The organism is Gilvibacter sp. CC01 (assembly GCF_055755295.1).
In genome coordinates this window covers 464,704-481,917 of the sequence record NZ_CM146909.1, presented here as the reverse complement: position 1 = coordinate 481,917, position 17,214 = coordinate 464,704, and the positions used below count along the sequence as shown (strand labels likewise).

Annotated in this window: 16 protein-coding genes; 10 read left to right on the top strand and 6 right to left on the bottom strand. The window is 45.4% G+C overall.

All coding sequences use genetic code 11. The annotated features are described in order from the left end of the window. Window positions 1-81: 81 nt before the first annotated feature. The 3 genes from AC0J2F_RS02285 (at window position 82) to AC0J2F_RS02275 (ending at window position 4,156) form a co-directional block, all read left to right on the top strand. Complete coding sequence (locus AC0J2F_RS02285; protein ID WP_473008483.1) at window positions 82-2,289, top strand: YfaP family protein; 2,208 nt, start codon at window positions 82-84, stop codon at window positions 2,287-2,289. Between the two features lie 67 nt (window positions 2,290-2,356). Then, window positions 2,357-2,794, top strand: coding sequence for a hypothetical protein (locus AC0J2F_RS02280; RefSeq protein ID WP_473008482.1), 438 nt, complete (start codon window positions 2,357-2,359; stop codon window positions 2,792-2,794). A gap of 36 nt (window positions 2,795-2,830) precedes the next feature. Beyond that, window positions 2,831-4,156: a M24 family metallopeptidase gene (locus AC0J2F_RS02275; RefSeq protein WP_473008481.1), complete on the top strand. Its 1,326-nt coding sequence runs from the start codon at window positions 2,831-2,833 to the stop codon at window positions 4,154-4,156. On the opposite strand, the gene AC0J2F_RS02270 is transcribed toward AC0J2F_RS02275, so the two are convergent. The 3 genes from AC0J2F_RS02270 to AC0J2F_RS02260 are packed head-to-tail and all read right to left on the bottom strand — an operon-like array spanning window position 4,153 to window position 8,697. After that, window positions 4,153-5,742 (bottom strand): amidohydrolase family protein, encoded by a 1,590-nt coding sequence (locus tag AC0J2F_RS02270; protein WP_473008480.1) that lies wholly within the window; start codon window positions 5,740-5,742, stop codon window positions 4,153-4,155. The genes AC0J2F_RS02275 and AC0J2F_RS02270 overlap by 4 nt on opposite strands. 34 nt (window positions 5,743-5,776) lie before the next feature. Further along, window positions 5,777-7,036, bottom strand: a complete 1,260-nt coding sequence (locus AC0J2F_RS02265) for an MFS transporter (RefSeq protein ID WP_473008479.1) — start codon at window positions 7,034-7,036, stop codon at window positions 5,777-5,779. 32 nt (window positions 7,037-7,068) lie between these two features. Further along, window positions 7,069-8,697 carry an acyl-CoA carboxylase subunit beta gene (locus AC0J2F_RS02260; protein ID WP_473008478.1) on the bottom strand — a complete coding sequence of 543 codons (1,629 nt, stop codon included), beginning with the start codon at window positions 8,695-8,697 and terminating at the stop codon, window positions 7,069-7,071. A 147-nt stretch (window positions 8,698-8,844) separates the two neighbouring features. Here AC0J2F_RS02260 and AC0J2F_RS02255 point away from each other — a divergent pair, with 147 nt between their 5' ends. The 7 genes from AC0J2F_RS02255 (at window position 8,845) to AC0J2F_RS02225 (ending at window position 15,502) form a co-directional block, all read left to right on the top strand. After that, complete coding sequence (locus AC0J2F_RS02255; protein WP_473008477.1) at window positions 8,845-9,381, top strand: NADPH-dependent FMN reductase; 537 nt, start codon at window positions 8,845-8,847, stop codon at window positions 9,379-9,381. 3 nt (window positions 9,382-9,384) lie between these two features. Then, the gene (locus AC0J2F_RS02250; RefSeq protein ID WP_473008475.1) at window positions 9,385-9,822 is read left to right on the top strand and encodes a MarR family winged helix-turn-helix transcriptional regulator; all 438 of its coding nucleotides are present in this window, start codon (window positions 9,385-9,387) and stop codon (window positions 9,820-9,822) included. Window positions 9,823-9,837: 15 nt separating this feature from the next. Next, a complete protein-coding gene (locus AC0J2F_RS02245) occupies window positions 9,838-10,716 on the top strand; it encodes a pirin family protein (RefSeq protein ID WP_374958491.1) in 879 nt (292 codons plus the stop codon). A gap of 94 nt (window positions 10,717-10,810) precedes the next feature. Further along, window positions 10,811-10,993, top strand: a complete 183-nt coding sequence (locus AC0J2F_RS02240; protein ID WP_087525020.1) for a CAL67264 family membrane protein — start codon at window positions 10,811-10,813, stop codon at window positions 10,991-10,993. Window positions 10,994-11,005: 12 nt separating this feature from the next. Beyond that, window positions 11,006-12,697 carry an energy-dependent translational throttle protein EttA gene (gene ettA, locus AC0J2F_RS02235; RefSeq protein WP_374958490.1) on the top strand — a complete coding sequence of 564 codons (1,692 nt, stop codon included), beginning with the start codon at window positions 11,006-11,008 and terminating at the stop codon, window positions 12,695-12,697. Beyond that, window positions 12,697-13,392 carry an HAD family hydrolase gene (locus AC0J2F_RS02230; protein ID WP_374960011.1) on the top strand — a complete coding sequence of 232 codons (696 nt, stop codon included), beginning with the start codon at window positions 12,697-12,699 and terminating at the stop codon, window positions 13,390-13,392. The genes ettA and AC0J2F_RS02230 overlap by 1 nt, the downstream gene beginning before the upstream one ends. A gap of 82 nt (window positions 13,393-13,474) precedes the next feature. Continuing rightward, window positions 13,475-15,502: a S9 family peptidase gene (locus tag AC0J2F_RS02225; RefSeq protein ID WP_473008473.1), complete on the top strand. Its 2,028-nt coding sequence runs from the start codon at window positions 13,475-13,477 to the stop codon at window positions 15,500-15,502. Here AC0J2F_RS02225 and AC0J2F_RS02220 read toward each other — a convergent pair. From AC0J2F_RS02220 to AC0J2F_RS02210, 3 genes are read right to left on the bottom strand one after another with little or no spacing between them, the layout of a single operon-like run. Continuing rightward, complete coding sequence (locus tag AC0J2F_RS02220; RefSeq protein WP_087525023.1) at window positions 15,492-15,920, bottom strand: hypothetical protein; 429 nt, start codon at window positions 15,918-15,920, stop codon at window positions 15,492-15,494. The two genes, AC0J2F_RS02225 and AC0J2F_RS02220, sit on opposite strands and share 11 nt — an antisense overlap. Continuing rightward, the gene (locus AC0J2F_RS02215; protein ID WP_473008471.1) at window positions 15,910-16,692 is read right to left on the bottom strand and encodes an MBL fold metallo-hydrolase; all 783 of its coding nucleotides are present in this window, start codon (window positions 16,690-16,692) and stop codon (window positions 15,910-15,912) included. Before AC0J2F_RS02215 ends, AC0J2F_RS02220 begins: the two co-directional genes overlap by 11 nt. Before the next feature lie 60 nt (window positions 16,693-16,752). Continuing rightward, window positions 16,753-17,211, bottom strand: coding sequence for a GNAT family N-acetyltransferase (locus AC0J2F_RS02210; protein ID WP_473008470.1), 459 nt, complete (start codon window positions 17,209-17,211; stop codon window positions 16,753-16,755). Window positions 17,212-17,214: the final 3 nt, after the last annotated feature.

The following is a 17,214-nucleotide window of genomic DNA, read 5'->3' as shown; positions in this document are numbered from 1 at the left end:
TAGCAAGTCTACAGAATATAATTTATCTTTATAGGACTTGCTGATCTAGCCTTGAGGCTTGAACAACTAACCGAGCTCGATATGAAAAAACATCTTCTATTAGCACTACTCACGCTTTTAGTGGGTTTTAGTGCGCTGGCACAAGAAACAGTAAAACAACTCACCCTACTATACGATACCTCTTACGATATGAGGAACAAAGATCTGGAGGCAGAACTGCGTTTTATGGATTCGTATTTCAATCAAAACAAAGCCGTAGATGTGCGTTTTGTGAGTTTTAGCAACGATATTATTCAAGAAGGAGTTTACAAGGTTAGAGGAGGCATTTGGACAGCGCTTCGCGATGAATTGGAGAACAGTATTTATGACGGAGCAGGAAGTTATAAAGATCTGTTCAAAGGCGTTGCCACAGAGGTTATGTTGGTAACCAATGGGCGTGCAGATCTGCAGGATTTCCCGCAAGATTTCTCGAATAAGGTAAACGTGATCTGCAGTGTGACCAATTCCAATCAAAAGGGATTAGAAGGGCTTGCATTGCGCAGCGGAGGAACTTTTTTCAATGTTTTTGCTACTACCAATGAAATTCCTCAAGGCGATGGAATCCGTTCGGTAAGCGGTCGTGTATCCGACAGTGCAGGTCCGCTAGAAGGAGTGTCTATCTATAACAGGGAGACAGGTGCGAGAACTTTGAGCGCAGCAGATGGCACTTACAGTTTAAATGCCAAAATAAACGGGATCTTAGAATTCAGTTATGTAGGTAAGAACACCTTGCTAACCCGCGTTCCTGAAAATGGTGTTAAAGATGTACTTATGGTCGCAGGTAGTGAATTACTCGATGAGGTTGTGCTTACAGCCACCCTGGAGTCCGATGATGATGCGGTCAATACAGGGAATATGCGAGTTGCCAAGAAACGATTGGGTTATTCGGTAGAGACCATAACAGATAAGGAGATCAGCGAGCAGGACATCAATCTTGAAACTGCCGTACAGGGGCAGTTTTCAAACATCAATTTAAAACCAGATCAAGACATTACGCAGTTCCTCTCACGAGGAAACAATATGACCATCTTGCTAGATCAAACCGGACTCATCGTGGTAGATGGTGTTCCCATAGAGAGCAGTCCAGGGGCCTTGAGTGGAGTTACCACGGGGAACAATGGAGTTGGTACCGGAAACGACCGCTCTATCTTTGGGCAAGGTGGCTTGTTAGATCCGGCCAATATTGCAGACATTACCGTTTTGAAAGGACTCGCCGCTACCAATAAATACGGGACCTTGGGTAGAAACGGAGTTATCTTGGTAACCACCAAGACTGCAGCGGTGAGCAAGGTACAAACGCGTGACAGTGCAATTCCACTGGGAACCACAGCTACTTACACCGGATCTGCAGCAGATATGGCTGCCTTACCCAATACGCCTTACATTAAAGCTTTACAAGCAGCTTCAAATATCGATGAGGCCTATAACATCTATTTAGAGCAACGAGAACGCTATGGCAATGCGCCTTATTTCTTTATCGATGCGGCGAGCTATTTTAAAGACTGGAACAATCCGGTATTGGTATCTCGGGTATTGTCTAATGCAAAATTAGTTGCCAGATCCGCCAACGAGCTACGAGCCACAGCCTATCAATACGAAAATCTGGGCATGCATGATGAGGCAGCCGCCATTTACAGTGAATTGGTGTCTGCCTATCCGCAGCAAATTCAACATTACAGAAACCTGGCTTTGGCTTTAACCACCGCTGGACGCCCAGATGAGGCATTATCCATCTACAAGGGAATAGACAACAAGGAACTGGCTCAAAACGGACAATTGGGCAATTTGCAAAAGACCTATGTCAAAGATTACAAGAACCTCATTTTTAGCCATAAAGGTAGCTTGCAACTCGCAGGAGTCAGAGATTTCTTTAAAAGCAATGTTTCGCATAGAGCTCGGGTAATTTTTGAGTGGAGCGATTACGATGCAGAGTTCGATCTGCAGATCGTGAATCCACAGAACCGCTTCTTTACCTGGACGCACGATAAGGCGACAGACGCTATTCGTTGGGCAGATGAGCAAACTCTGGGTTATGGTTTGGAAGAATTCTTTATGACTGCTCAAGACAAGGGAGAGTGGCTCTTCAATATGACCTATAAAGGAAAGCGGACAGGAGATAACGCGGCGCCTACTTATGTGAAGGTGACCACCTATTTCGATTTTGGCAGCCCGAACCAGCGAAAAGAAGTGAAGCTGATCCGCTTGGAGGCCTTAAGCAAAGAAGAAACCGTTCTAAAGGTTAAGCTGTAAGGGGTTTAATATTTTTTGTACCTTCATTGGGTATTCTGACTGACCTCCCCGCCTAATAGTAATAGGCATGCAAAAATGGTTTCTTAAGGGATTGAATCCACTGGTCATTCTGTGGATACTGCTTTCTTTGCTGTTGCTTTTCTGCACGGCTAAATTCAGACTCAACGATTACATCTACGCGCCTCAGCACGGACAATTCGATAACTTTGAACTCATTAAACAACACAACGACACTATTCGTTGGGTACTTCGCGATTACGAAAATTACAAGCTCAGGCAGTGGGGCGTAGTGGAGCCTCCTTTAGCTCGAGTATTATCTGAACCCGCGGTGCGATATCAAGAAGCTATGGTGTATTATCACCCAGAGGTACAACGGGCATTCGCCAGGATAGATGCCTACTTGAATACCCCTGAGATCATTGACAATTCCTTTAAGCAGCGCATACAGCGAACCATTAAAGCAGATACCCTGATCAATCCGTATCAGAAGTTTAACAAGCAATAGTTGTTTTGTATCTTTAGGCTTTAATCCTGCCAAATAATGAGATACCTATTTTTGCTTGTATTTCTGCTGAGCCAAACTGTCTTGGGTCAGTATGACAAAATTCTATCAGAAAGAGATCGCGCTACACTAAAAGACGAGATCCTTGCAGATCGATTCAACAATTTGCTGCCTGAACTTATGGACAAGGCTGGAATAGATATGTGGATCCTGATTGCGCGCGAATACAATGAAGATCCTGTTATGCGCACTATGCTTCCGGCCAAATGGCTCAACGCCAGAAGACGCACTATGCTGGTGTTTTACAGAGATGCAGTGCAAGGAACCATTGATAAGCTGGCCGTGGCCCGCTACAATGTGGGAGAGAATATCAAATCGGCTTGGAACAAAGAAGAAGAACCCGATCAGTGGAAAGCTTTGGTAAGGCTTATAAAAGAGCGCAATCCTAAGAAGATCGGTATCAACACTTCGGACTACTTTGGCATTGCGGACGGTTTGGTAAAGACGGATTATGAAGCCCTGTTAGAAGCTTTACCGCCAGAGGAAGAAGCCAAATTGGTCTCCGCAGAAAAACTGGCTATCAGCTGGATAGAGACCCGCACCGCTAAAGAAATGGAGCTCTACAACATCTTGGTTCAAATTACCCATGATATAGTCGCCGAAGCCTTCTCTAGAAAGGTGATCACGCCTGGAGTAACAACCTCTGACGATGTGGTCTGGTGGATGCGTCAAAAGGTGACCGACCTGGGCTTAGCCACCTGGTTTCACCCAACGGTAGATATTCAACGCAGTGATGAGGCCTTAAAAAGTCATATAGAGTCTTTCTCTAACGGTTATAAGGACAAGACCATTATGCCGGGAGATCTGTTGCATTGTGATTTTGGGATCACCTATATTGGACTGAACACCGACTGCCAACAACACGCTTATGTTTTACAAGAAGGGGAGGCTCAGGTACCTGCGTTTTTGGCCGATGCTTTTAAGCTCGGTAATAGGTTGCAAGATATCTTGACCAATAATTTCGTTACGGGGCAAACCGGGAACCAGATCTTGTTGAAATCTCTTGCAAAAGCTAAAAATGAAGGCCTTCGCCCATCGATATATACACATCCATTAGGTACTTACGGCCACAGTAGCGGGCCTACTATTGGAATGTGGGATTCTCAAGGCGGAGTCCCTGTCAATGGTGATTATCCTTTGTATCCTAATACCGTGTATGCTATAGAACTCAACACCACGGTTCGTATAGAACCTTGGGATAAGGACATTCGTATCATGCTAGAAGAAGCGGGTTTTTATGGCACTAATGGCTTCCGTTATGTAAACGAGCGGCAAGAGGCTATTATTCCTATTGGTTCGGATTAATCTTTAATTCCGGGTTGTTTTAAGGTGAAACCTTCTGCCTCTTTGGCGGCATCTACCATTGCTTTAACCTCCGCAAGCAGTGCTTTGGCGTCATAGATGATCCCATCTTTAATGGTGTACTTAACTCCACCTACGCGTACCACCTCATTGTCTTCGGTGAGTTTTATGGCCCCTGTACCGTAGAGGACCTTGAGGTTTTCTAAAGGATTCTCTTCTACGATCACAAAATCGGCCAGTTTGCCGATCTGTACAGAGCCAAGGTCTTGGTCAGCACCCAAGGCTTCTGCACCGTTCAATGTAGCTGCACGGATGACTTCTAAGGGGTGGAACCCTGCTTCTCGTAACAATTCCAGTTCGCGGATATAGGCAAAGCCGTAAAGCTGAAAAATAAACCCAGAATCTGAGCCGGCAGTAACGCGCCCACCTCGATTCTTGTATTCGTTGATAAAGGTCATCCAGAGGCGGTAGTTTTCCTTCCAAGCGACTTCCTCTTCTGTTCCCCAGAAATGCCAATACGATCCATGAGAGATCTTGCTGGGCTGATAAAACCGCCAAAGCGAGGGTAGGGTATAGTCTTCATGCCATTCGGCTCTGCGCGCTCGCATCAAGTCCCGGCTGGCCTCATAGATATTAAAGGTTGGGTCTAGCGTGAAATCCAGGGCTAGAAGCTCGTCCATTACTGCATTCCAATGGTCTGAGAATGGCGCTGCTGCTTGTTGCCAGAGTTTTCCTGCTTCTCCAAAGCGATGTTGTTCGTTTTGATAATTGTAGTCTAGTGGGTAATTCTGTACCGTTCTGTCGTTGAACAGGGCTTCTGGTAAGCCGTACCAATGTTCCATACTGGTTAGTCCAGCGCGCGCAGAATGCAGTACGTTCCAGCGTGCCACACTCATCTGTGCGTGGTGCATGGCCGATCGCAATCCTAGTTTTTTATTCTCGTCCAATGCAGCTGTCATGATCTCTGGTTCTGCGCCAAAGAATTTTATACCATCTGCACCGCGTGCGGCATTTGCGCGTACCCACTTACGAGCCAATTCAGGAGTGCTTATCGGCATATCATCTAACGGGTTGAAGCTATTTGAAGTTTGCCCAAAGCCTGTGTAAGCGAAAATACGAGGTGCTGTTATACTGTTTGCTGCGGATCTTTTCTTTAGATCCAAGGTCCAGTCGATTCCACGACCAGATGGTTCGCGAACGGTGGTCACCCCATGGGCCATCCAGAGTTTAAAAACATAATCCCAATCGGCTCCTTGAGCTACGCCACCAATATGTCCGTGCATGTCCACAAAACCTGGCAGTAAATACATGCCATTGGCATCCAATTCTCGGCCACCAGATTTAAGTTGAGGTCTGGAAGAATCTTTTATAGCTACTCCTGGGTAGCCCACAACTTGTATTTGCGTGACCCTATTGCCTTCTACTACTATATCTATCGGGCCCCTCGGAGGAGAGCCATCGCCATTGATCAAGGTAACCCCGCGAATGATAAGCTGATCATAAGGTCCGTCACCTTGGGTTTGTGCATAGTTACTAGTGGTAAAAAGTAGTGCCGAGAAAAGGCAAAAGGCAATTTTAAACGCTTTCATATTGGTTGGAATAGTTGTACCAAAAGGTACGGATTTATTTTCTGTTGATGCGATACAAAATGGTCGAAGCTATAAGCCCCAGCATAGCAAAGCCACCGAGCATCAAAAAGACATAACGATAGCCTTGAGCTCCTGGCCAATTGTCTATTAAGTAACCCATGGCCGGACTGGTAAAGATATCTGGGGTGTATCCTATTAGCGAGATCAATCCAACAGCTGTTCCCGTGAGTAAGACGGGGACCTTGCTCTCTTTTAAGGTCGCAAAGTACAAGGCTCTTGCTCCGTAAATGCCCGTAGCACATAGCAGCACTCCCATAATGAAGAAGTAGGTACTATCAGCCTCAATAAAACCGAAGCCAAACAGCGAGGCGCCAAAAACACTCAACACAAAGCTTATAACAAGCCACAGCGTTACCTTGTTCCTATCGGCCAAAAATCCGAAGAGCAAACCTGTTATAGGTCGTAAGTATAGCAGGGTAGCACCAGTTTTGGCGGCATCTACTTCGTTATATGCCATGACATCTCTGGCGTAGCGAGAAAAAACATCGGTCAATTTATAACCGACGTAAGCAGATAATATGATAATCATTAAAAGCCAGATGGCTGGGATCTTAAGCACAGAGCGGATCTCTGGCCAACTTATTTTGTTTAAGGTAGTTTGCTCGTCCGATTCCGTTTTCATGAATAGCCAAACCAATAACCCGATCACACTTACTATCGCAGTAGTAGTATAGATCACATAAGAGAAAACCTCTTGACGCTCGGCCGGACTGATCTCTTGAATGTCCGCAGAAGAAAAGGCAGCTAAGATCCAAATACCCATGGATGCAAAAAGGGCACCGACCAAGCCGCGTCCGCCATCGAGTATACCAAAGGCTCGGCCTTGACTTTTATCACCACCCCAAATGCGCGTCGCTTTGATCATGGCTGCCCAAAACAAAAATATGGTTGTAAAACCCCAATATCCGAATAGTATTTTTAGCCCTAATATAACAGGATAGGTAGCCATATAAAGACCACCCAGTGCTGTTGCCCAGAGGGAAACTGCCATGAGTTTACGGGCTTCGTATTTGTCGGCTAAGGGTCCTCCAAAAACATACGCTCCAAATGCCACTATACCGTAAATAGATTGTGCGGCCCCAATTTCAAAGTTGGTTATTCCAAAGGCGTCCAGAAAAGTCTTCCCGAATACACGAATGAGCACAAAGGGTAAGATAAACACGGCTTCTCCGGCCAAAATGAGCAGGAGTAAATAGAGTGATCGTTGTTGTTTGGATGTTAGCTTAAGGCTCAAATTCTAGTATGAATAAGGCCAAGTTACAACAATTAAACTTGTAGCACGCCCATATTAAAAGGCTTCTCGATTGGGGCATTATTTGCGGCTTCTATCCCCATACTTATCCAAGTTCTGGTGTCCATAGGGTCAATTACCGCATCGGTCCAAAGGCGAGCAGCAGCATAATAGGGTGAGATCTGCTCGTCATAACGAGCTTTGATCTTGTCGTAAAGGGCAGACTCTTCTTCTTTAGTGATCTCTTTGCCGGCTTTCTTTAAAGAAGCCGTCTCGATTTGCAGCAATACTTTTGCTGCGGAGTTTCCACTCATCACCGCGAGTTCAGCACTTGGCCAAGCAGCGATAAGACGCGGGTCATAGGCCTTGCCACACATGGCGTAGTTTCCTGCTCCATAAGAGTTTCCAATCACTATGGTAAATTTAGGCACCACGCTATTGCTCACAGCGTTTACCATTTTGGCCCCATCTTTAATAATGCCTCCGTGTTCGCTTTTAGAGCCAACCATAAAGCCAGTAACATCTTGTAAGAAGACCAATGGTATTTTCTTCTGATTGCAATTGGCTATAAAGCGTGTTGCTTTATCTGCGGAGTCACTATAGATCACTCCACCGAACTGCATTTCTCCTTTTTTGGTCTTAACGATCTTGCGTTGGTTAGCAACTATCCCTACAGCCCAACCGTCAATTCGGGCATATCCCGTTAAAATGGTTTGGCCGTAACCGGATTTATATTCTTCGAAATCCGAATTATCTACTAAACGCTCGATGATCTCTAGCATGTCGTATTGTTCAGCTCTGGAGGCGGGCAGTAGTCCAAAGATCTCTTCCTGGTCTTTGCTAGGCTTGGCTGCGGCAATTCGGTTAAAGCCTGCTTTGTTGGAATCGCCTAACTTGCTCATCAGGTTCTTGATGGTGGTCAGCGCGTCTGCATCGTCTTTGGATTTGTAGTCCGTCACCCCAGAGATCTCACAATGGGTAGTAGCACCACCAAGAGTTTCGTTGTCTATGGTCTCTCCAATGGCAGCTTTAACCAAATAACTCCCAGCTAAAAAGATACTTCCCGTTTTGTCTACTATTAGGGCTTCGTCACTCATGATTGGTAAATAGGCCCCTCCGGCAACACAACTACCCATAACCGCAGCTATCTGCACTATGCCCATACTGCTCATCACTGCGTTGTTCCTAAAAATGCGTCCAAAGTGTTCTTTGTCTGGAAAGATCTCATCTTGCATAGGTAAATACACTCCCGCACTGTCTACTAGATAGATAATAGGCAGGCGGTTCTCTATGGCGATCTCTTGGGCTCTTAAATTCTTTTTAGCTGTGATGGGAAACCAAGCTCCGGCCTTTACCGTGGCATCGTTTGCAACAACCACACATTGCACTCCCTTTACGTAACCGATCTTAACCACAACGCCACCAGAAGGGCAACCACCGTGTTCTTGATACATACCATCGGCTACAAAAGCACCGATCTCAATACGCGGTTTTTTTGGGTCCAACAAGAAGTCGATCCGCTCGCGCGCTGTCATTTTACCTTTTGCATGCTGCTTTTCAATGCGTTTTTCCCCACCGCCAAGCTTGACTTTGGCCAAACGGTTTCTAAGGTCTGAACGGAGTAATTTATTGTGGTCTTCGTTTTTGTTGAAGCTGAGATCCATAAAGTGAATTTTGTCAAAATTACGAAATAAGCTAGGATTCCATCCGCAGTAAAACCATAAAAGCTTCTAAAATATTTACATGGAAATAGTTTCCTTGGAAAATAAATTTATTCTTCCGAACTTTGTATCAGAAATTCAAAACCAGTTATGAAGAAAATAATCGCCTTTGGGGCAAGCAACAGTAAAAACTCGATCAATAAACAATTAGCAACTTATACGGCTAAGCAGGTCGAGGGGGCGGAAGTAACCGTCTTGGACTTGAACGACTATCCGCTACCGATCTACGGGATCGATTTGGAGAACGAATCGGGGATACCTGAAAATGCGCATCGCTTTTTAGAGGAGATAAAAGCTGCCAATGGGATAGTGATTTCTTTTGCCGAACACAATGGAGCTTATGCTACCGTCTTTAAGAATTTGTTCGATTGGATGTCGCGCATAGACGGAAATTTGTGGTCTGAGGTTCCTATGTTCCTTATGGCGACTTCTCCTGGAGCTAGAGGCGGACAGACAGTATTAGATATTGCAGCCGGACGCTTTCCTTTTATGGGTGGTAATGTGATCTCCAAATTCTCTTTGCCGAGTTTCGGATCGAATTTTAGCGAAGAGGGTATAACCGACCCAGAGTTGGCTGCTGCATTTCAGGCGCAGTTGAGTCCTTTTCAAGCAGCTGTAATGGGATAATTTATGGGCGATCTTTCTAAGGAAATACAATCTAAATTCAGCTCAGAGCGAGCCAAGGCCTTGATCAACATCTTGTATACCGCAAGCTGGATCAGCGGCCACCAGAATGCTTTCTTTAAGCCTTATGGGATCTCTCCGCAGCAATACAATATACTGCGCATCTTGCGCGGAGCAGGTGGGCCAATGCCCACACAGACGGTAAAAGAACGGATGATTGATCGTGCACCCAATGCCACCAGACTTATGGATAAACTGTGTGCGAAAGATTTGATGGTTCGAATTCCCTGCGCCTCCGACAGGCGTGTAGTGCATGTAGAAATAACTAAAGCCGGATTGGCTTTGTTAGAAGAAATAGGCAGTGATCCGAACAATCACTTGCTGCAAAATTTAACCGTTCAAGAGGCCAAACAGCTCAGCGGGCTTTTGGACAAAATTAGATAAGAAAGGAACATTATAATGAAAAGAGCAAGTGTTAAACAATTAGGTCAGAGTCCCTTTGTGAATATGGGGCCAATAGAACTCAGACAGCCAATTCCTACGCGTAGTATAGATATGGTTGATCCGTTCGTGCTGCTGCATCACTATGGGCCGTATGAGATAAGTCCGGAGTCCAATCCCTTTGATCTGGGGCCGCACCCACACCGTGGCTTTGAACCAATTACCTTTTTGATTCAGGGCGAGCAATTGCATCGGGATTCCTTGGGTAATGAGAGCGTGGTTAGAAGCGGAGACGTGCAGTGGACCACAGCAGGCCGCGGTATCATACATGCCGAAGCCCCAACCAAAGAGTTCGTGCAGCGCAGCGGAACCCTAGAAGGGATTCAGCTTTGGTTGAATCTTCCGGCGGCAAAAAAAATGATACCTGCGAATTACCAGCACGTTCGCGATGCGGAATTTGAGGTATATAAAGGGGAAGACGGTCTGTCTACAGTACAGATCGTGGCGGGCAGCTTAGGTGATAAAAAAGGTAAGATAGCAACCCAAACGTCTGTAAATGCCTTTATGCTTAAAATGGAGGCCGGAGCTGTTTTGGAACTTCCTTTAGATAAGATGCATTATTCTTTGTTGTATCTGTTGCATGGAGCGGTCAATATAAACGGTCAATACAACCTCATGGAAAAGGCCGATCAATTGGTTACTTTTGAGCAAGACGGTGATAGTGTGTTAATTAAAGCCAATGAGACGGCACAATTACTGTTCTTAAGCGGAGAACCGTTTCACGAAGAGGTTGCCAGCTGGGGACCTTACGTTATGAATACACAGACAGAGATCATGGAAGCCTTGAGAGATTATCAAATGGGCAAAATGGGCTATCTGTCTGTAAGCGCAGGATAAGGATTAGGAAACCGACCTGCCATCTAAGCAGCCTTCGGGCTGCTTTTTTTATTAAAAATGTCCGATATTTGTTTTCCTCACAAAAACAACAATTATGGGAATGAATAAAAACACCGTTCTGGCCTGGGCAACTACAATAATGATCTTGGTTGGAATTGGACTTATAGCCATGGGCGCTTTTAAATATGACGATGTAGCCGGATGGGGCTTTGCCGCCGTGGGTATAGGATTTTTTTGCATTGCCTGGGTATTCAACGCGCTCAAAGGACGCGTATAACACACTGTATATATGAGTGACGATAAGAAGGTCATCTTTTCGATGTCCGGGGTTTCTAAGACCTATCAATCAACCGGAAAACAAGTACTAAAAGACATTTACCTGAGCTTCTTCTACGGAGCCAAGATCGGGATCTTGGGTCTTAACGGTAGTGGTAAATCTACACTGATGAAGATCATCGCCGGAGTAGAGAAGAACTACCAAGGCGATGTAGTCTTTGCCCCGGGCTTTACCGTGGGCTTGCTAGAGCAAGAGCCAAAGCTAGACGAATCTAAAACAGTCATCGATATTGTAAAAGAAGGCGTACAAGAGGTGGTCGATGTACTGGATGAGTACAACAAGATCAACGATATGTTCGGTTTACCAGAGGTATATGAGAATCCAGACAAGATGCAGGAGCTCATGGACAAGCAAGCTAAATTGCAAGACAGGATAGACGCTACCAATGCCTGGGACTTAGATACCAAATTGGAGATCGCTATGGACGCGCTTAGAACGCCTGCGCCAAAAACGCCTATCAATGTATTGTCTGGAGGAGAACGACGCAGGGTTGCCCTGTGCCGTTTGCTGCTCCAAGAACCAGATGTTCTATTACTGGATGAGCCGACCAACCACTTGGATGCGGAATCTGTACACTGGTTGGAGCACCACTTGGCTCAGTATAAGGGAACCGTGATCGCTGTAACTCACGACCGTTATTTCCTAGATAATGTTGCCGGATGGATCCTTGAGCTTGATAGAGGTGAGGGTATCCCTTGGAAGGGTAATTACTCTTCTTGGTTGGATCAAAAATCCAAGCGTCTGGCCCAAGAGCAAAAGCAGGCCAGCAAGCGCCAGAAGACCTTAGAACGCGAATTGGAGTGGGTGCGTATGGCTCCAAAAGGACGTCAAGCTAAACAAAAGGCACGTCTGAACAATTACGACAAACTGATGAGTCAAGATCAGAAACAACTTGACGAAAAACTAGAGATCTATATTCCAAATGGTCCACGTTTGGGAACCAATGTTATCGAAGCAACGGGTGTTTCTAAGGCTTATGGGGATAAATTGCTTTATGAAGATCTAAACTTCAATCTACCTCAAGCTGGTATTGTTGGGATCATTGGACCTAACGGTGCAGGGAAGACGACCATTTTTAGAATGATCATGGGCGAGGAGACCCCAGACAAAGGATCGTTCACGGTTGGTGATACTGTTAAGCTAGCCTATGTAGACCAAAGCCATTCTAACATTGACCCAGAACGCAGCATTTGGGAAAACTTCTGTGATGGGCAAGAGTTGATCATGATGGGCGGAAAGCAAGTCAATTCTAGAGCCTATCTGAGCCGTTTTAATTTTGGCGGAAGTGATCAGAATAAAAAAGTGAGCACCCTTTCTGGAGGAGAGCGCAACCGCTTGCACTTGGCTATGACTTTAAGAGAGGAGGGGAACGTACTGCTTCTGGATGAGCCTACCAACGACTTAGATGTAAATACCCTACGTGCCTTAGAAGAAGGTTTGGAGAATTTTGCCGGCTGTGCTGTAGTGATCTCTCACGACCGTTGGTTCTTAGATAGAATTTGTACGCATATTCTAGCTTTTGAAGGTGATAGCCAGGTCTATTTCTTTGAGGGCAGTTTTAGCGATTACGAAGAGAACAAGAAAAAGCGTTTGGGTGGCGATCTTATGCCGAAACGCATCAAATACAAAAAACTGATCCGCTAGTGGAATTGCACCACATCAAGGCCATTGCGTTTGATGCCGATGACACCTTATGGGTGAACGAACCGCTGTTTCGACAGGCAGAGGAACGCTTTTGCGAATTGATGGAACCTTTTGCAGAAAAAGAGGATTGCAATAGGGAATTGTTCGGCTACGAGATGCAAAACTTACCGCTTTATGGTTATGGCATCAAACCTTTTGTGTTGTCTCTAATAGAGGCCGCCATGCGTATATCGGACAATAAAGTCCCTCTAAAGACCATAGATCAACTTATTGCAATGGGGAAGCAGATGTTGGAAGCCCCCGTGGAGGTTTTAGATGGTGTAGAAGATACCTTAGAAGGTTTGGTGGGCAAGTATCGCTTGGTGGTTGCTACCAAAGGCGATCTACTGGATCAGCAGCGCAAGCTAATCAAATCAGGGCTGGAGCCCTTTTTTCATCATATAGAGATCGTTTCTGACAAGACTCAGAAAGAATACAACAAATTGGTGCGGCATTTAGACATACGCAACAAGGAATTCCTAATGGTGGGCAATTCGGTCAAGTCAGATATTTTGCCTGTTCTAGAGATCGGTTCTTATGCAATTCATATCCCATTTCATACGACCTGGGAGCACGAAGTGGTCAAGGAGCCTGTTGAGCATCCGCATTTTAAAGAGTTGTATCAGGCTACAGAATTGTTAGCTCTTTTGGCCTGATAATGCGCCAATAGAGTCTTTCCTTTTTGGGTATGCTTGTGGATTCGATCCTTTTATTAACTTGTAAAGCAAACTCATAATTATGCGTACACTTTCCTTCTGTTTAGCCCTGTTTTTAGCCATTACAACCACTGCCCAAGAGGTATTCCAACCTCTGGATGTCTTTGAACTGGAATATGCCGGAGATCCGCAGATCAGTCCAGATGGGAGTCAAATTGTGTACAGACGCACGGGCTTCGATATAATGGAAGACCGCTCTTTTGGTAATTTGTGGTTGCTGAGCGCAGATGGAAAGGTCCACCAAAAACTAACTCCTAATGACGTAAGTGAAGGGAGTGCACGTTGGTCACCTAGTGGCGATCGATTGGTTTACAGAAGCAGTTCAGACAAAGGTTCGGAGGTCTTTGTTATGTGGATGGATAGCGGCCGTACGGCACGTTTGACCCAGTTGGAGAAATCTCCCTCTAATTTAACTTGGTCACCTGACGGCAAGTGGATCGCCTTTACTATGAAAGTAGATGCCAAAGCTCCGGTTATTGCGCAGATGCCTTCCAAGCCTAAGGGTGCCAAATGGGCCGATGCCCCTAGAATCACAGACCGCTTAAAGCACGAGGCCGATGGTGCGGGTTATCTAAAACCTGGTTTTACACACATTTTTGTTGTGCCCGCCAGCGGAGGAACCCCTAGACAATTGAGTAGTGGCGATTTTAATCACGGGGGATCTTTGAGCTGGACACCAGATGGCAAACAACTCCTTTTTTCTGCCAATAGAAATCCGGATTGGGAATATGATTTTAGAAACTCGGAAGTCTACGCCTTAACAGTTGCAACGGGAGACATTAAGGCCCTGACAAGCGCTGCTGGGCCAGACAGAAGCCCTGTAGTTTCTCCAGACGGCAAAACAGTAGCCTATTTAGGGTATCAAGACAAGGTGCAGACCTATCAAGTTACACGTCTTCGACTCATGAACGTGGACGGAACAAATAAGCGTGAAGTGTTGACCAATTTGGACCGATCTGTGAAGGATATCCAATGGTCTGCAGATGGCAAGCGTATTTATTTTATGTATGACGAATTTGGAGACACCAAAGTGGCGCAATACAATTTAGGAGGTTCTCACAAAGTGGTGGCAGAGCACATCGGCGGCACAAGCTTGGGAAGACCTTATGCGAGCGGAAGCTATAGTGTTTCTAAGCGCGGCGATATTGCCTTTAGTTTGTCTAAACCAGACCGTCCGGCAGAGGTTGCATTACTTATGGCGAAGAGTGCCAAACCCAAACAACTCACAGCCCTTAACGAAGATCTGTTAGGTCATAAAACCCTCGGAAAAGTGGAGGAGTTGTGGTACAAGGCCAGCACAGACGGAAGAGACCTGCAAGCTTGGGTGGTTTATCCTCCCAATTACGATCCGAATAAAAAATACCCTATGATGATAGAGAACCACGGGGGGCCAATTTTAAATTATGGCGACCGTTTCTCTGCGGAGATACAACTCTATGCTGCAGCTGGTTATATTGTTTATTATCCGAATCCACGGGGAAGTACCGGTTATGGTGAAGAATTTGGGAATTTGCTGTTTAACAACTATCCGGGCGATGATTATCAGGACGTGATGGATGGAGTAGACGTGCTTATAAGCAAAGGCATCGCTCATGAAGACCAACTCTTTGTCACTGGCGGTAGCGCAGGCGGGATCATGACGGCTTGGATCATTGGTAAGAATAATCGTTTTGAAGCTGCCGTTGTGGCCAAACCAGTAATGAACTGGATCAGTAAGACCTTGGTGGCAGACAATTACTACGGATACGCCAACAGTCGTTACCCGGGGCAACCTTGGGAGAATTTTGAAGGCTATTGGAAATTCTCACCGATCTCTTTGGTCGGTAATGTTGAGACCCCAACCATGGTCATGGTAGGTATGAATGACTTGCGCACGCCACCTAGTGAGGCCAAGCAATTGTACCACGCTTTAAAGCTGCGTAAAATAGAAACCGTACTCGTAGAGATTCCCGATGCTTCGCATGGTATTGCTTCCAGACCGAGCAACTTAATCACCAAAGTAGCGCACACCTTGGCATGGTTCGATAAATTTAGAACCCCTAAGAACTAAGGGAAGTTTCGTTTTTTCTGCGGATTCTACCTATGAGTTTGTAGCTCAAAAAATGACTTATCGCGAGTATAGCTGCTGCCCAAGCAAAGGTCTCCTTAAAATAAGGGGCCAAATAATTGGTTTGACCGTCGGTGGCTTTCCAGAGTTCAAAGGTCACTAAAAACGCTACCCAAGACATGAGTCTTATTCCCAGACGTTTGTGGCGCTCGTCCACACTGAAAAGCAAAAAATGAACCAAGACCATCACGAGCAGTGAAGGGATACTTATAACAAAGAAGATCCACAACAGCAGTAACCAAGAGCTCGCGTCAAACACATTAGACGGCGCATTGACCAACAAATAAATAACTGTAAGAATCAAAATATTGGTGATCCAAAAAACCACCAAGCCATCGGTAGACTTCAATTTACTGGGCATACCAATCTTTTTGAATTACAGAGATCTCTTTCCCACCAGCGTCTACAATAGCTTTAAACTTAGCTACATCGCTCAGTCCATTGGCTCCGCGGTAGTGATAAGGGTAGACAGTAGTAGGCGCAAATTCTAGAACCGCATCCGCAGCACTTTCTACCGTCATTGTATAAGGCAAGTTCATACAAACAAAAGCGATATCAATATTCTCTAAAGCTCTCATTTCAGGAATGTCTTCTGTGTCTCCAGAAATGTATAGGCGTTTACCGTCCGACTCAAGGACATAACCGTTTCCGCGTCCTTTAACGTGTTTGTCTTTGTCCTCTTCTCGCAAATTGTACATCGGAATTGCAGTGATGGCAATATCATAACGAGTTTTGGTCTCTCCATTGGCTAGCACATCTAGTTGGGCCGTGAAATCGGCTCCCAGACGGTCTGCACAGGCCTGTGGCAAAACGATCTTAGATTTGTCCGTACTTACTGCAGCCAGAGTCTCTGCATTTAAATGATCTCCGTGGATATCGGTTACCAAAATAAGATCCGGGCTGTCAAAATTGGCAAAGCGTTCTGCACCACCAACTGGGTCTACATAAATGGTAGTGTCTCCCCATTGCAGAACCATAGTAGCATGCCCTATTGGGTGAATCTGAAGTTCTTTTTCGCTTTTTACAACAGCCGCAGTAGTATCTGCAATTGTATCAACATCGGCTTCTTTAAGGTTGTTTTTACAGCCTACAAGGCTTAGGGCCGTAAAGAGGCCAAGGATTAATCTTTTCATTATAAAGGGAATTGATGGGTCTTACAAAGATACGCAGAAATTGAGCAATTTGATAGTCAGTTACTTGAGGGTTAAATGCATCTTGATATTGCTGCGCTCGTAAGGAGAATCGGGTTCTACAGGAATCTCCTTAAAGCCGTATTTGCGGTAGATGTGAATGGCATTCTCTAAAATGCGGTTGGAGTAGAGCAGTAGGCCTTTCCAGTTTTGAGACTTCGCAAAAGCGATACAATGCTGCATTAGTTTTTGACCAATGCCCTTGCCTCGGGCGGCTGGAGATACGGCCATCTTGGTGAGTTCAAAGAGATCGTCTTCTATTCTCAATAGGGCCACACAGCCCATAACTACACCAGATTCTACCGCAAAAAAGATATGTCCTCCCGGCCCAATGATATATTGCTCTACCTTGCTAAGAACTTCTCTGTCGTAATCTTCTACATAAAAGTAGGTTTCCAGCCATTCGAGATTGAGCAGCTCAAAGGCTTTGGCATACTGTTTATCGTAGGCGACTATCTGCATTGT

Bases quoted from the DNA above. Each gene is read 5' to 3' on its own strand.
- AC0J2F_RS02285 (WP_473008483.1), top strand. From the start codon at position 82: ATGAAAAAACATCTTCTATTAGCACTACTCACGCTTTTAGTGGGTTTT.
- AC0J2F_RS02280 (WP_473008482.1), top strand. From the start codon at position 2,357: ATGCAAAAATGGTTTCTTAAGGGATTGAATCCACTGGTCATTCTGTGG.
- AC0J2F_RS02275 (WP_473008481.1), top strand. From the start codon at position 2,831: ATGAGATACCTATTTTTGCTTGTATTTCTGCTGAGCCAAACTGTCTTG.
- AC0J2F_RS02270 (WP_473008480.1), bottom strand. From the start codon at position 5,742: ATGAAAGCGTTTAAAATTGCCTTTTGCCTTTTCTCGGCACTACTTTTT.
- AC0J2F_RS02260 (WP_473008478.1), bottom strand. From the start codon at position 8,697: ATGGATCTCAGCTTCAACAAAAACGAAGACCACAATAAATTACTCCGT.
- AC0J2F_RS02255 (WP_473008477.1), top strand. From the start codon at position 8,845: ATGAAGAAAATAATCGCCTTTGGGGCAAGCAACAGTAAAAACTCGATC.
- AC0J2F_RS02250 (WP_473008475.1), top strand. From the start codon at position 9,385: ATGGGCGATCTTTCTAAGGAAATACAATCTAAATTCAGCTCAGAGCGA.
- AC0J2F_RS02245 (WP_374958491.1), top strand. From the start codon at position 9,838: ATGAAAAGAGCAAGTGTTAAACAATTAGGTCAGAGTCCCTTTGTGAAT.
- AC0J2F_RS02240 (WP_087525020.1), top strand. From the start codon at position 10,811: ATGGGAATGAATAAAAACACCGTTCTGGCCTGGGCAACTACAATAATG.
- ettA (WP_374958490.1), top strand. From the start codon at position 11,006: ATGAGTGACGATAAGAAGGTCATCTTTTCGATGTCCGGGGTTTCTAAG.
- AC0J2F_RS02225 (WP_473008473.1), top strand. From the start codon at position 13,475: ATGCGTACACTTTCCTTCTGTTTAGCCCTGTTTTTAGCCATTACAACC.
- AC0J2F_RS02220 (WP_087525023.1), bottom strand. From the start codon at position 15,920: ATGCCCAGTAAATTGAAGTCTACCGATGGCTTGGTGGTTTTTTGGATC.
- AC0J2F_RS02215 (WP_473008471.1), bottom strand. From the start codon at position 16,692: ATGAAAAGATTAATCCTTGGCCTCTTTACGGCCCTAAGCCTTGTAGGC.
- AC0J2F_RS02210 (WP_473008470.1), bottom strand. From the start codon at position 17,211: ATGCAGATAGTCGCCTACGATAAACAGTATGCCAAAGCCTTTGAGCTG.